At 59.4% G+C, this 14,795-nt stretch carries 13 protein-coding genes; 3 read left to right on the top strand and 10 right to left on the bottom strand.

Features of this window, described 5'->3' with window-relative positions:
- Positions 1-104 precede the first annotated feature (104 nt).
- Both xseA and KGB23_RS23195 read left to right on the top strand, forming a co-directional pair.
- Positions 105-1,484, top strand: coding sequence for an exodeoxyribonuclease VII large subunit (xseA, locus tag KGB23_RS23200; protein WP_033061484.1), 1,380 nt, complete (start codon positions 105-107; stop codon positions 1,482-1,484).
- A gap of 3 nt (positions 1,485-1,487) precedes the next feature.
- Entirely contained in the window at positions 1,488-2,309 is an 822-nt protein-coding gene (locus KGB23_RS23195; protein WP_223432737.1) for a peptidoglycan DD-metalloendopeptidase family protein, read from the top strand.
- 136 nt (positions 2,310-2,445) lie between these two features.
- Here the strand turns inward: KGB23_RS23195 and KGB23_RS23190 are convergent, their stop codons facing one another.
- Positions 2,446-2,802: a hypothetical protein gene (locus tag KGB23_RS23190; protein WP_223432736.1), complete on the bottom strand. Its 357-nt coding sequence runs from the start codon at positions 2,800-2,802 to the stop codon at positions 2,446-2,448.
- Positions 2,803-3,200: 398 nt separating this feature from the next.
- Here KGB23_RS23190 and leuA point away from each other — a divergent pair, with 398 nt between their 5' ends.
- Positions 3,201-4,880, top strand: a complete 1,680-nt coding sequence (gene leuA, locus KGB23_RS23185) for a 2-isopropylmalate synthase (RefSeq protein ID WP_008147766.1) — start codon at positions 3,201-3,203, stop codon at positions 4,878-4,880.
- 205 nt (positions 4,881-5,085) lie between these two features.
- On the opposite strand, the gene KGB23_RS23180 is transcribed toward leuA, so the two are convergent.
- The 9 genes from KGB23_RS23180 to pilW form a co-directional block, all read right to left on the bottom strand.
- On the bottom strand, positions 5,086-5,877 hold the full coding sequence (locus KGB23_RS23180; RefSeq protein WP_223432735.1) for an amidohydrolase: 792 nt from the start codon (positions 5,875-5,877) through the stop codon (positions 5,086-5,088).
- Entirely contained in the window at positions 5,865-7,013 is a 1,149-nt protein-coding gene (locus tag KGB23_RS23175) for a pyridoxal phosphate-dependent aminotransferase (protein ID WP_223432734.1), read from the bottom strand. The genes KGB23_RS23180 and KGB23_RS23175 overlap by 13 nt, the downstream gene beginning before the upstream one ends.
- Positions 7,014-7,135: 122 nt before the next feature.
- Complete coding sequence (gene der, locus KGB23_RS23170) at positions 7,136-8,605, bottom strand: ribosome biogenesis GTPase Der (RefSeq protein WP_046046039.1); 1,470 nt, start codon at positions 8,603-8,605, stop codon at positions 7,136-7,138.
- A 139-nt stretch (positions 8,606-8,744) separates the two neighbouring features.
- Positions 8,745-9,896 (bottom strand): outer membrane protein assembly factor BamB, encoded by a 1,152-nt coding sequence (gene bamB / locus KGB23_RS23165; RefSeq protein ID WP_150659141.1) that lies wholly within the window; start codon positions 9,894-9,896, stop codon positions 8,745-8,747.
- Positions 9,889-10,530 carry a tetratricopeptide repeat protein gene (locus KGB23_RS23160; RefSeq protein WP_223432733.1) on the bottom strand — a complete coding sequence of 214 codons (642 nt, stop codon included), beginning with the start codon at positions 10,528-10,530 and terminating at the stop codon, positions 9,889-9,891. Before KGB23_RS23160 ends, bamB begins: the two co-directional genes overlap by 8 nt.
- A gap of 40 nt (positions 10,531-10,570) precedes the next feature.
- A complete protein-coding gene (gene hisS / locus KGB23_RS23155) occupies positions 10,571-11,860 on the bottom strand; it encodes a histidine--tRNA ligase (RefSeq protein WP_223432732.1) in 1,290 nt (429 codons plus the stop codon).
- 24 nt (positions 11,861-11,884) lie between these two features.
- Positions 11,885-12,994 (bottom strand): flavodoxin-dependent (E)-4-hydroxy-3-methylbut-2-enyl-diphosphate synthase, encoded by a 1,110-nt coding sequence (ispG, locus tag KGB23_RS23150; protein WP_008147751.1) that lies wholly within the window; start codon positions 12,992-12,994, stop codon positions 11,885-11,887.
- Positions 12,995-12,997: 3 nt separating this feature from the next.
- Positions 12,998-14,029 (bottom strand): helix-turn-helix domain-containing protein, encoded by a 1,032-nt coding sequence (locus tag KGB23_RS23145; protein WP_223432731.1) that lies wholly within the window; start codon positions 14,027-14,029, stop codon positions 12,998-13,000.
- The gene (gene pilW, locus KGB23_RS23140) at positions 14,029-14,787 is read right to left on the bottom strand and encodes a type IV pilus biogenesis/stability protein PilW (protein ID WP_223432730.1); all 759 of its coding nucleotides are present in this window, start codon (positions 14,785-14,787) and stop codon (positions 14,029-14,031) included. The genes KGB23_RS23145 and pilW overlap by 1 nt, the downstream gene beginning before the upstream one ends.
- Positions 14,788-14,795: the final 8 nt, after the last annotated feature.

Genomic DNA, 14,795 nt, shown 5'->3' with positions numbered 1-14,795 from the left:
ATTAATGTCGACTGGTACTCCGCCTTCGCGAGCAAGCCCGCTCCCACAGGGGATTTTCGTTGGTGCATGGAGATTCAGCGTCGAATGCCTTTAAACTGCGCCCCATGATTAAAGATCCCTTTGCAAGACTCGGCCTGGACCGTGAAGTCCTGACTGTCAGCCAGCTCAACGGCCGCGCGCGGGTGTTGCTCGAAGACGTGTTCAGCAACATCTGGGTTGAAGGCGAAATCTCCAACCTTGCCCGTCCGGCGTCCGGCCACGTGTATTTCACCCTCAAGGACAGCGGTGCCCAGGTGCGTTGCGCGCTGTTCCGGCAGAACGCGGCGCGAGTGCGTCAGGCATTGAAGGATGGCTTGGCGGTGAAGGTGCGCGGCAAGGTTTCGCTGTTCGAGGGCCGTGGCGACTATCAGCTGATCCTCGATACCGTGGAGCCGGCCGGTGACGGTGCGCTGCGTCTGGCCTTCGATGCGTTGAAGGAAAAACTCAGCGCCGAAGGCCTGTTCAGCGCCGAGCGCAAAGTGCCGCTGCCAGCGCATCCACAACGCATCGGCATCATCAGCTCGCCCACCGGCGCGGTGATTCGCGACATCATCAGCGTATTCCGCCGTCGTGCGCCGCAGATCCAACTCACGTTGATCCCCACTGCCGTGCAGGGCCGCGAAGCCACGGCGCAGATTGTCCGCGCATTGAAACTGGCGGACGCCCGCGGTTTCGACGCGTTGATCCTGGCCCGTGGCGGCGGTTCACTGGAAGACCTCTGGTGCTTCAACGAAGAAGCCGTGGCCCGCGCCGTGGATGCCTGCGTGACGCCGATTGTCAGCGCCGTCGGCCATGAAACCGACGTATCGATCAGTGACTTCGTGGCCGACGTCCGCGCCCCGACGCCGTCCGCCGCTGCCGAACTGCTCGCGCCGGATTCAAGTGACCTGGTCCGCCGGGTCGAAAGCCTGCATCGACGGCTGGTGATGCGTATCCGCGACCGCTTGATGCGTGATCGACTGCGACTGGAAGGCATGTCTCGCCGCTTGCGCCATCCCGGCGAGCGTCTGCGTCAACAAGCGCAACGCCTGGATGATCTGGACATGCGCATGCGCCGCGCGTTCGAACGCAGCCTCAATACCCGTCGCGAACGGTTGATCCGCCTCGAAACCCGCCTCGCCGGGCAACATCCGGGACGGCAACTGGCGATGCTCCGTCAGCGCCTCGACAGTCTTGCCGAACGCCTGCCCCGTGCCATGCGCGAAGGGCTCAAATCCCGTCGCCTGCAACTGCAAAGCCAGATGCAGACGCTGCATGTGGTCAGCCCTTTGGCGACCCTCGGCCGCGGCTACAGCATTTTGCTGGACGAACGCGGCAACGCGATCCGCAACGCCGCGCAAACCCACAATGGTCAGCGCCTGAAAGCCAGACTTGGCGAAGGCGAGCTGCAAGTTCGGGTCGAAGACAATCACCTGACACCTGTCACCCTTTCTTTACTGGATTGATCCATGCCGCGTTTTTTAGCTCCGCTGCTGTTGCTGTGCCTGACCTTCAACGCCCACGCCGACAGTTACATCACCCGCCTGTTGAACAAACCAGTGCCGGGCGGCGTGGCAGTGGTGGATCTGGGCGCCTCGGTGCAGGCGCCGAAGGCCAGTTATCAGGGCAAACCGGTGCTGGTGATCAAGGAACAGAACAACTGGCTGGCGATTGTCGGCGTGCCGTTGACGGTAAAACCGGGCACTCAGCAGGTCAGCAGTGGCGGTCGCACTCTGAATTTCAACATTGGTAACAAGAAATACCCGGAACAGCACATCACGTTGAAGAACACGCAGCAGGTCAATCCAAACCCGGAGAATCTCAAGCGCATCGAGGGTGAGTTGGCCGAACAGATCCAGGCTTACCGCAGCTTCAGCCCGAACACCCCGAGCAACCTGTTGCTGGACAAACCGGTCAACGGCCCGCTGTCGAGCAAGTTCGGCGTGCGCCGCTTCTTCAATGGTGAAGAGCGTAATCCTCACGCTGGCCTGGACTTCGCCGTGCCTGCTGGTACGCCGATCAAGACCCCGGCTGCCGGCAAGGTGATCCTGATCGGCAACTACTTCTTCAACGGCAACACGGTGTTTGTCGATCACGGGCAGGGGTTTATCAGCATGTTCTGCCACATGTCGAAAATCGACGTGAAGGTTGGCCAGCAATTGGCCCGTGGTGGGGTGGTTGGGAAAGTGGGTGCCACCGGGCGGGCGACCGGGCCGCATATGCACTGGAACGTCAGCCTGAATGATGCGCGGGTGGATCCGGCGATTTTCATTGGGGCGTTTCAGCCTTAAATTGCCGTTGAGGCTACCGGCCTCTTCGCGAGCAAGCCCGCTCCCACATTGAATTTTCGGTGAATACAAAATCTACATTCACGCCGATCAAATGTGGGAGCGGGCTTGCTCGCGAAGGCGGCCTCACAGGCGCCACTTATTCCGCTTCCAGGTCCTCAATCCCATGAATTTCCCTGTGCGCCAGGCACTCTTTGATCCAGGCCTGAGTTTCCTCCGAGAAGCCCGCCAACTCTTCAGCGCTGATCAACTCATGAGTACACAGCCCCAGCAAGTGAGCAGGCGCCTCATTGCGTGAGTGACTGAACACGCCAAACGCCCAATACAGCTCCTGTTGACCGGCCTTCAGCCTTTCTTCGCTGACTTCTATCCGCTCATAAGGTGCAATGCTTTTATCCAGCACCGTGCGTTCGACCTCCGCCATGATCCGGATACATAGCCGCTCATGGGCCAACGGACGCAGTGCGCTATAAAGCTTCCAATCCGACTCGTTCATTGCCGACTCCTGCCTGCCAGTAGTCCTTGGTGAGGCTTTAAGAATAGCCGCGCTGACACGCCCCATCACCGAAAGCCTTCAATTGCGCATCGCTCAAACCTCGCGCAAACATAAAAACAATGACCGTCGTTCACCGCAATAAAATCTCGATAACAACGACTTTTCGAGGATTCCTCTCAATTTTTTTCGACCGCTTGCCATCCTTCACCCTCGCGGTTAGGGTTGAAGGCATGAAAACCTCTCACACCCTCATTCAGCTTCGCCAGCACCGCAGCCTGTGCCTTGTCAGTGCACGACTGCCAGGCTGAATCGCGGTGCCTCGTCCTACGCTTTATCCCCAGAACATTTGATCCACCGGCAGGCCGCCTTTTTTCGGCCCACACAATAAGGATTTCCCGATGAGCATGCTCAAAGACCCGTCTTCGAAATACCGCGCGTTCCCGACCATCGACATCCCGGACCGCACCTGGCCGTCGAAGACCATTACCGCCGCGCCGATCTGGTGCAGCTCCGACCTTCGTGATGGTAACCAGTCGCTGATCGAGCCAATGGACGCGGTCAAGAAGCTGCGTTTCTGGAAAACCCTGGTGTCGGTCGGCGTTAAAGAAATCGAAGCATCGTTCCCGGCGGCTTCGCAAACCGACTTCGACTTCGTGCGCACCCTGATCGAAGGCAACCACATCCCGGACGACACCACCATTCAGGTGCTGACCCAGGGCCGTGAAGACTTGATCGAGCGCACCTTCGAATCCCTGCGCGGGGCGAAGAAAGCCATCGTTCACCTGTACAACGCGACCTCCCCTTCCTTCCGTCGCATTGTCTTCAACCAGGACAAGGAAGGGGTCAAGGCCATCGCCGTGAACGCGGCCAAGCTGTTCGTCAAATATGCCGCCCAGCAGCCAAACACCGAGTGGACCTTCGAGTACTCGCCAGAAACCTTCAGCGCCACTGAGCTCGAGTTCGCCAAAGAAGTCTGCGACGCAGTCATCGAAGTCTGGAACCCGACGCCTGAGCACAAGGTGATTCTCAACCTGCCAGCCACCGTCGAATGCGCGACCCCGAACATCTATGCCGACCAGATCGAATGGTTCGGCCGTCACATCAACCGTCGCGACAGCGTGATCATCAGCCTGCACACCCACAACGACCGTGGCACTGGCGTTGCGGCCACCGAGTTGGGCCTGATGGCCGGTGCGGACCGTGTCGAAGGCTGCCTGTTCGGCAACGGCGAACGTACCGGTAACGTCGACCTGGTGACCGTGGCGCTGAACCTCTACACCCAGGGCATTCACCCTGAGCTGGACTTCTCCGACATCGACGGCGTGCGCAAAGTCGTCGAAGAATGCAACCAGATCCAGGTGCACCCACGTCACCCGTACGTCGGCGACCTGGTTCACACCGCGTTCTCCGGCTCCCACCAGGATGCCATCCGCAAGGGCTTCGCCCAGCAGAAACCGGACGCCCTGTGGGAAGTGCCGTACTTGCCAATCGACCCGGCCGATATCGGCCGCAGCTACGAGGCGGTGATCCGCGTCAACAGCCAGTCGGGCAAGGGCGGTATCGCTTACCTGCTGGAACAGGAATACGGCATCAGCTTGCCGCGTCGCATGCAGATCGAGTTCAGCCAGGTTGTGCAGCGTGAAACCGACCGTCTGGGCCTCGAGATGACGGCTCAGCAGATCCACGCGCTGCTGCACAGCGAGTACTTGCAGGCGAACACTCCGTACGCGCTGGTCAGCCATCGCCTGCAGGAAGAAAACGGTCACAGCGCCGTCGAAGTGGAAGTCTCTGGTAAAGGTCAGGGTGAAACCAACCTGCACTGGCGTGGCAAGGGCAACGGCGCCCTGGAAGCGCTCGTGGCCGGTCTGCCGATTCCGGTTGAAATCATGGACTACAACGAACACGCCATCGGCTCGGGCACCAATGCCAAGGCGGCGGCCTACATTGAACTGCGCGTGAACGGTGAACGTGCGGTGCACGGCGTCGGTATCGATGAAAACATCACCACCGCCAGCTTCAAGGCCCTGTTCAGCGCGCTTAACCGCTCGCTGAGCCAGCCGGAAGCGAAAGCGGCGTAAGCCTTCGCTGAAATGCAAAAGGCCCCGGGGTGCGAACCTCGGGGCCTTTTTGTTTGCCTGGGATTTTTGTATTGCCTGTTATGGCCTCTTCGCGAGCAAGCCCGCTCCCACAGTGGATTTTTGGTGTACACAAAATCTGTGTTCACACCGATCAAGTGTGGGAGCGGGCTTGCTCGCGAAGACGGACGGTCAGGCAGCAAAAATCTCAGGTGAACTCGAACGTATCGGCATCCAGGTTCGCTGGAAAGCGTGTTCGATAAGCCTGAAGATCTGCAGCGTTCAGAACGACCTGAAACACCCCATCAGCTTCGCCCGCACTGAGTAACGTCTCACCCTGGAAGTCCAGCACCTGACTGTCGCCGGTATACGCAAAACCTTTGCCGTCAGTACCAACCCGATTCACCGCCGCCACGTAGCAAAGGTTTTCAATCGCCCGAGCTGGCAGCAAACGGTTCCAGTGCTGACGCCGTGCCCCCGGCCAGTTGGCGGTGTACAGCAGCAAATCGGTGTCCTGAGCATCACGGCTCCAGACCGGGAAGCGCAGGTCGTAGCAAATCAGCGGACGCACGCGCCAGCCCTTGAGTTCGAACTGCACCTGACGCTCGCCGGGGGTGAAGTGATTGTGTTCGCCGGCCATGCGGAACAGATGTCGCTTGTCGTAGTGCCACACCTCCCCGTCCGGCCGCGCCCACAACAGGCGATTGCGATGGCTGCCGTCAGCCGCCTGGACGATCACGCTGCCGGTGATCACCGCATCCAGTTTCGCTGCCTGAACCCGCAGCCATTTGCTGGTCGGTCCATTTTCCGACTCGGCGAGGGTCTCCGATTCCATGGAAAAACCGGTGGTGAACATCTCCGGCAGGATAACCAGGTCCGCCCCACGAGCCTGTTCCAGCAACAGCTCGAAATGCTCCAGATTGGCCTGACGATCGTGCCAGGCCAGGGTGGTCTGGATCAGCGCGATGTTCAGATTGGGCAGTGCACTCAGATCACGCATAGTTTTGCCGCTGCTTCACGCAGGGTCTCCTCGCGTTTGGCGAAGCACAGGCGCACCAGGCGCTGGCCTTCGGGCGGGGCCTGGTAGAACACCGAGATCGGGATGCTCGCCACGCCATGTTCGCGGGTCATCCACTGCGCCATCTCGACATCATTGAGGTCCGGGCGGATCTGCGAGTAATCGACCAACTGGAAATACGTGCCGGCCACTCGGGTGAAACTGAAGCGAGACGGCACCAGCAGATCGCAGAACAGATCGCGCTTGGCCTGATAGAAAGCCGGCAGTTCTTCGACGTGTTCCGGGTGCTCGGCCATGAAGTCGGCCAAGGCGTATTGCAGCGGCGTTACACCGCAGAAACTGACGTATTGGTGAACCTTGCGCAGCTCGGCGGTGAGGGCCGGCGGTGCGACCACGTAGCCGGTTTTCCAGCCAGTGACATGATAGGTCTTGCCGAAGGAGCTGACCACGAATGCACGCTGATACAGCTCTTGGTGATTCAGCACGCTGACGTGAGGCACGCCATCGAACACCAAGTGTTCGTAGACCTCATCGCTGATGACATAAATGTCGCGGTCGCGAATCAACGCTGCCAGCTGATCCAGCTCGGCACGATTGATCAGCGCACCACTTGGGTTGTGCGGGGTGTTGAGGATGATCATCCGCGTGCGCGGCGTAATGGCTTCACCCAGCTTCTGGAAGTCGATGGCAAAGTCATTCAGGCCCAACTGCACATGAACGCAGCGACCACCGGCCAGCTCAACCGAAGGTTCATAACTGTCGTAGGCCGGATCGAAGACGATCACTTCGTCGCCGCTGTGGATAACCGCCTGAATGGCGCAAAAGATCGCCTGGGTTGCACCGGGCGTGACTGTCACCTCATGGTCGGCATCCACATTGACGCCGTAGCTGCGGGCGATCTTCGCCGCAATCTGCTGACGCAATGCCGGAAGGCCGGTCATCGGCGAATACTGGTTGTGGCCATTGGCGATATGCCGACCGACCGCATCGCACAGGGCCTGCGGCGCATCGAAATCGGGAAAACCCTGAGACAGATTGAGCGCCCCGGTTTGCGCCGCGAGCTGAGACATCTGAGTAAAGATAGTGATGCCGACATTCGGCAGCTTACTGGTGATCATCGGTGATTCCCTGCTCTACACCCGGCTCTACGGCGGCACGGGAGAGCCCGAGAATAGCCCAAACGACAGGCATGAAAAAGGGCGCCATTGGCGCCCTCTTCATTCCACGGGAAAAACCTGAATCAGCGCTTGTCGCGGCGCTTCTTGTCGGCCTTTTTGTGGTGCGACATCATGCGACGCTTCTTGTTGACCTGACGGTCGGTGAGCGAATTCTTGTTGCCTTCGTACGGGTTCTCGCCGCCCTTGAACTCGATGCGGATCGGCGTGCCGACCAGCTTCAGAACACGACGATAAGTGTTTTCCAGGTAACGTACGTAAGACTTCGGCACCTTCTCGATCTGGTTACCGTGAATCACGATGATCGGCGGGTTCGCACCACCCAAGTGGGCGTAACGCAGCTTGATCCGGCGGTTGTTGACCATCGGTGGCGCGTGCTCACCAACCGCATCTTCCAGAATCGTGGTCAGGCGGTTGGTTGGCCAGCGGGTGACCGCAGACTTGAACGAGTTCTGTACGGAGGCGTAGAGGTTGCCCACGCCCGTGCCGTGCAGCGCCGAGATGAAGTGAATGTCGGCGTAGTCAACGAAGAACAGTCGACGTTGCAGCTCGACCTTCACGAAGTCGCGCTCGCTCGGCGTCATGCCGTCCCACTTGTTGATCGCGATCACCAGCGCACGACCCGACTCAATGGCGAAGCCCAGCAGGTTGAGATCGTGATCGACCACGCCTTCGCGGGCGTCCATCACAAAGATCACCACGTTGGCGTCTTTGATCGCTTGCAGGGTCTTGACCACGGAGAATTTTTCGACTTCTTCGTGGATCTTGCCGCGCTTGCGCACACCGGCGGTGTCGATCAGCGTGTACTTCTCGTCGTTACGCTCGAACGGGATGTAGATACTGTCGCGGGTGGTGCCGGGCTCGTCATAGACGATTACCCGGTCTTCACCGAGCATGCGATTGACCAGGGTCGACTTGCCGACGTTCGGGCGGCCGATGATCGCGATCTTGATCCCGTCTTTTTCGCTAGGACCAGGAATGCGCTTGGCTTCCTCGCCTTCGGCAACGATCTCTTCCTCGCCTTCTTCCAGCTCGTCATCGTCTTTCGGGAAGTCGCTGAGGGCGATTTCCAGCATCTGGGTGATGCCACGACCATGAGCACCGGCGATCGGGATCGCGTGGCCCATGCCCAACGGGGCGAATTCAGCGCGGGCCATTTCAGGGTCGATGTTGTCGACCTTGTTGGCAACCACGTAAGAACGCTTGTTACGTTTGCGCAAATGCTCGGCGATCATCTGGTCGGCGGCGGTGAAACCGGCCTTGGCATCTACCAGGAACAGAACGACATCCGCTTCCTCAATGGCCAGCAGCGACTGCTCGGCCATTTTCTCGTCCATACCGTGCTCGTCACCGGAGATACCGCCGGTGTCGACCAGAATGTAGGAACGCCCTTGCCACTTGGCCTCACCGTATTGGCGATCACGGGTCAGACCGGACAAGTCGCCGACGATGGCGTCGCGAGTCCTGGTCAGGCGGTTGAACAAGGTGGACTTGCCGACGTTCGGTCGGCCCACCAGGGCGATTACGGGAACCATGCGGCTCTCCACTTCGTTATTTCAGAAAATACAAAAGCCGCTGCGAGGCAGCGGCTGGTGCTCGGGGCAGCGCCTGGAGGCGCCGCAAGCCTTGCAGAACAAGGCTGCCTGGGGTTTAACCCCAAGCATAGTCAAACCTTTACTTAATGGTCAGGGCTTCCAGTTTGCCGCTGTTGCCATACAGATAAATCGTGTCACCCACCACCAGCGGACGGGCACGCAGGCCGTCGCTGTCGATGCGCTCGCGGCCGACGAAACGGCCGTCCACCTGGCTCAGCAGATGCAGGTAACCTTCCATATCACCGACTGCAACGTAGCTGGAGAACACTTCCGGAGCCGACAGTTGACGACGGGCCAGCGAATCGTTGCTCCACAAAGCTGTGGTGGAACGTTCGTCGACGCCTTCAACGGTGCCCGAAGACAGGCTCACGTAGACGCTGCCAAAACCCTGGGCGACACCGGCATAGCTGGAAGCATCACGCTGCCAGAGCTGACGACCGCTTTCCAGATCCAGTGCCGCAACGCGACCCTGATAGCTGGCGACATACAGCGTACCGCCGGACAGCAGCAGGCCGCCGTCGATATCGACAACGCGCTCCAGTTCCGAACGACCTTGTGGAATCGCTACACGTTGTTCCCATACCGGCACGCCGTTGGAAATATCGAGAGCGACCACTTTACCGGTCGACAGGCCAGCCACCGCGAGGCGGTTGGTGACGATCGGCGCACTGGTGCCGCGCAGGGTCAATACCGCCGGAGTACTGTCATACAACCAGCGCTGGGTGCCGGTAGCGGCATCCAGACCGATCAGACGGTCATCCTGAGTCTGAACTACAACGACATCACCGTTGTTGGCCGGCGGTGCGAGGACTTCACTGGACACGCGAGCGCGCCATTTCTCTTCACCGTTGATGGCGTCCAGGGCAACGATTTCACCCTTGATCGTACCGATCAGGAGCAGACCGTAACTGACGCCGACAGCGCCGGAAACAGGCAGTTCGAGATCTTTCTTCCATTTGACGTCGCCATTGCTGCGATCCATCGCCATCACCACACCGGTGACGTCGGCGGCATAGATGGTATCGCCATCGATCGCCGGAACCAGCATGTTGTACGATTCGCCCTGACCGTTACCGATCGAACGACTCCACTGCTTTTGCAGAACCACTTCTTCTTTGAAGTCGGTCAACTCGGCCGGTGGCAGTTCTTTTTTGCTGTTGCTGCTGCAACCCGCGGCCAATATGGCCAGAGCCAGCAATGCTGCATGTTTCCAACGAATCACGTCACGCATCCCCTTTGGCCAGGTCGTCCAGCTTGATTTGTAGGCCACCCACTGCCGCTTCATCCGACAGTGCCGCCTTGGCTTTTTGGTACGCCGTGTTCGCTTCGTCGGTACGACCCAACTGCACCAGCAAGTCGCCTTTGAGTTCTTCGCGAGTGGCCAGGAATGCTTTATCGGCATCGCCTTCGAGCAGTTTCAGGGCTTCATCGGCCTTGTTCTGCGCGGCCAGCACCTGCGCCAGACGCTGACGAGCAATTTCGCCCAGCGCCGGGTTGGCCGGTTTGGCAACAATGGTTTTCAGTTCGCTGGCTGCGTCATCCAGCTTGCCGCTGTCGACCGCAACTTTTGCCACGAACAGGCTGCCGTACTGCGCGTAAGCGCTACCGCCGAACTCGCTGTTGAGCTTGCCGGCCAAGTCCGCAACACGGGCGGCATCAGGCTTGCCGTCTGGCGTCAGCGTGGTTTCCAGCAGTTGCTGATAGAGCATCGAGGCGCCTTGCGACTGATTGCTCTGATACTTGTGAAAGGCCTGCCAGCCGAACACGATGACCAGCGCCAACAGGCCGCCAGTGACCAGGGGCTTGCCGTTGCGTGTCCACCAGTCCTTCAAATCCGCCAGATGTTCGTCTTCGGTACTCGACACCCCAATACTCCTTAATCGCTAAATCGGCTGTTTGACAGCTTCAACCCTGCACGACGCAGGTGGCCAGGTGTGCAGCAAGCGCATCCCAGGCAATGCTTTGTTGTTCGCCCTGGCCACGCAGGGGTTTGAAACCTACCACTTGCTGGGCCATTTCGTCGTCACCGAGGATCAGCGCGTACAACGCACCGCTCTTGTCGGCTTTCTTGAACTGGCTTTTGAAGCTGCCGGCGCCGGCATTCACTTGCAGACGCAGGTTGGGCAATTGATCACGAACACGTTCACTCAGGGCCAGACCGGCCAACTCGGCGGCCTCACCGAAGGCGCAGAGGTAAACATCGACCTGACGGGAAATCTCTTCCGGGATCTGCTCCAGGGTTTCAAGCAACAGCACCAGGCGCTCGATGCCCATGGCGAAACCAACGCCAGGGGTCGGCTTGCCGCCCATCTGCTCCACCAGACCGTCGTAACGACCACCAGCACACACGGTGCCTTGGGCGCCCAGCTTGTCGGTGACCCATTCGAAAACGGTCTTGCTGTAGTAATCCAGCCCGCGAACCAGCTTCGGGTTGATCACATAAGGAATGCCAGCGGTGTCCAGACGAGCCTTGAGGCCCTCGAAGTGCACGCGGGATTCTTCGTCGAGGTAGTCAGCCATTTTCGGCGCGTCGACCAGCACGGCTTGAGTGTCAGCGTTCTTGGTATCCAGGACCCGCAAAGGGTTGGTCTTCAGACGGCGCTGGCTGTCTTCGTCCAGCTTGTCCAGGCGGGCCGAAAGGAACTCGACCAGCGCTTCGCGATAACGACCGCGGGACTCGGCAGTGCCGAGGCTGTTGAGTTCGAGCTTGACCGCATCACGGATACCCAACTCGCCCCACAGGCGCCAGGTCAGCACGATCAGCTCGGCGTCGATGTCCGGACCGTCGAGGTTGAAGACTTCACAACCGATCTGGTGGAACTGGCGATAACGGCCTTTCTGCGGACGTTCGTGGCGGAACATCGGGCCGATGTACCAGAGTTTCTGCACTTGGCCACCGCCGGTGATGCCGTGCTCAAGCACCGCACGCACACAGGCCGCCGTGCCTTCAGGGCGCAGGGTCAGGGAGTCGCCGTTGCGGTCGTCGAAGGTGTACATCTCTTTTTCGACGATGTCGGTCACTTCACCGATGGAGCGCTTGAACAGCTCGGTGAACTCGACGATTGGCATGCGGATCTGCTTGTAACCGTAGTTATCCAGCAAACGCGAGACGGTGCCCTCGAAATGACGCCACTGGGGAGTCTGCTCGGGCAGGATGTCGTTCATGCCACGTATGGCTTGCAGAGACTTGCTCACTATAAATCCTTAAATTCGTTCGACTTAGCCGCGCGCAATGACTGCTGCGTCAGCTTCGACCTTTTCGGCCGCTTTCTGGCGGATCAAGCGTTCAAGCTCATCCACCAGATTGTCATTCGTCAGTTTCTGCGACGGCTTACCGTCGATGTAAATCAGGTTTGGCGTGCCGCCGGTCAAGCCGATATGGGCTTCCTTGGCTTCGCCCGGTCCGTTGACCACGCAACCGATGACCGCGACATCCAATGGCACCAGCAGGTCTTCGAGGCGCCCTTCCAGCTCGTTCATGGTTTTGACCACATCGAAGTTCTGCCGCGAGCAACTCGGGCAGGCGATGAAGTTGATGCCACGGGAACGCAGGTGCAGGGATTTGAGAATGTCGTAGCCGACTTTCACTTCCTCGACCGGGTCCGCCGCCAACGAGATGCGAATAGTATCGCCAATCCCTTCGGCGAGCAGCATACCGAGGCCCACGGCGGATTTCACCGTACCTGAACGCAAACCACCGGCTTCGGTGATGCCCAGGTGCAGCGGCTGGACGATTTCCTTGGCCAGCAAGCGGTAAGCGGCGACGGCCATGAACACGTCGGAGGCTTTCACGCTGACCTTGAAGTCCTGGAAATTCAGACGTTCAAGGTGCTCGACGTGACGCAGGGCAGATTCAACCAGCGCAGCCGGAGTCGGCTCGCCGTATTTCTTTTGCAGGTCTTTTTCCAGGGAACCGGCGTTCACGCCGATACGGATCGGAATCCCGCGATCACGGGCGGCATCGACTACCGCACGTACGCGGTCTTCGCGACCGATGTTGCCCGGATTGATGCGCAGGCAGTCAACGCCCAGTTCGGCTACGCGCAGAGCGATCTTGTAGTCGAAGTGAATGTCGGCAACCAACGGTACTTTGACCAGCTTCTTGATCTTGCCGAAGGCTTCAGCGGCATCCATATCGGGAACGGAAATTCGTACGATATCGACGCCAGCCGCTTCCAGGCGATTGATCTGGGCCACGGTGGCGGCCACGTCGTTGGTGTCGCTGTTGGTCATGCTCTGCACAGCGATAGGCGCATCGCCGCCAACAGGCACGTTACCGACCCAGATCTTGCGGGATTCGCGACGTTTGATTGGAGATTCGCCGTGCATGACTTATTGACCCAACTTCAGGCGAGCAGTCTCGCCACTGGTGAACGGAGCGACATCAACCACCTGCCCGTTGTAGCTGACCTGCGCGCCACGGGCGACGCCCAGACGCACGGAAAACGGTGGCTTGCCGCTCACGGAAACGTTTTCGCCTTTACGCTTGAGACCGCTCAACAGCACCTTGCCGGTGCCATCGGTCACTTGCGTCCAGCAATCGGCAGTGAATTGCAGTTGAACCTGGCCTTGACCGGCAACCGGAGCCGCCGCGACTGGAGCGGGAATGGTCGGAGTAACCGAAGCGCTCGCAGGCGGGGTCGATACAACGGGAGCAGTCGGGGCAGTCGGGGCAGGCGCGGCCGGAGTCGCGACAACCGGAGCGATGCTGTGGGCAGGTGCAACAGGCGTTGGTGCAACCGGTGCAGCAGGCGCAGTCGCTTCAGCTTCGGCCGGCGCTTCAGCCGACGTCTCGGCCTGCGGCAACGCAAGAGCGGTTGTGCCTTCAGCCTGACCTTCCGCAACGGCCTGGTCTTCCGGCTCGTCCAGCGGATGAATCTGGGTGGTGCCGTCAGCGCCTTCGACTTCAACGTGTTCCGGGCTCAGGCTGGTCAGGTCTTTGGTGCGCAATGAGGTTTGATCCTGCCACCAGACAAAACCACCACCAATCACTGCGAACAGCAACAGCAGGCTGACAATTCGCAAAATGGTGTGGGAAACCCGAACCGGCTCTTCGATACGTCCCAGGCTATGAACGTTGCTGCCCTGGGAGTCGGTGCCGGTGGATTGGTCGAACTGTTGGACCAGTACGGTTTGATCCATGCCGAGCAGTTTCGCGTAGGTGCGAATATAACCGCGAGCAAAGGTATGCCCAGGCAGCTTGTCGAAAGCGCCGGCTTCCAGATTGCTCAGGGAATTGACGGTGAGGTTGAGCTTGAGGGCCACTTCGGCCAGCGACCAGCCATTGCTTTCGCGAGCCTGGCGCAAAGTCTCACCGGGATTAACGCGATTCGCTGCTACAACTTCGGGATGCGCCGCTTTCATCATTGCTCCGACAGGTATTGCTGATATTCCGGCGTACCGGGATAGAGTCGTTTTAGTTGCAGGCCAAAACTGGCGGCCTTGTCGCGATCATCAAACACTTTTGCCAGCCGAACGCCGAGCAATAGACTACGTGCATTTTGCTCGGTGAGCCGGCTAAAACGATCGTAATAGTCACGCGCGGGCACATAATGCCTGTCTTCGAAGGACAACTCAGCCATTTCCAGCAATGCTCGTGGCTGTTGGCGATTCAAACGCAGGGATTTTTCCAGCTGCTGCTGCGCCAGATCGCGCTGCCCCAGCTTCGAAGCGGTCATGCCGAGGTTCTCGAACACTCGCGAACGCTCAGGATACAAGGTATCGGCGGCGGCCTGTTCAAAGCGCTCGTAAGCTTCTTTGTAGCGTTTCTCTTCGAAAAGAAAACTGCCGTAGTTGTTCAGGATTCGCGCATCGTTGGGACGGGAAGACAGCGCCTTGCGAAAATGCTGATCCGCCAGCTCCGGCTCCATCTCGGCCTGGAATACCAGACCCAGCGCAGCGTTGGCATCCGGATCCGACTCATCCAGATCCAGCGCTTTCTTCAACGGTACTTTCGCCCGTTCGGTCATACCCTGCTGCAAGTACCCCAAGCCCAGCTGCACATACGCAACGCGCGCCTCATCGCGGCCCTTGCTGGTCTTCATCGGGTTGAAATCGCCCGACAGGACACAACCAGCACACAGGCTGGCCAACAGCAAAAGCAGCGCGAAGCGCAGGGACATAGAGATCC

This window comes from Pseudomonas sp. GL-B-26 (assembly GCF_019947405.1).
Lineage (GTDB): Bacteria > Pseudomonadota > Gammaproteobacteria > Pseudomonadales > Pseudomonadaceae > Aquipseudomonas.
Note: the sequence above shows the minus strand (reverse complement) of the source record. Positions and strands in the feature narration are given on the sequence as shown.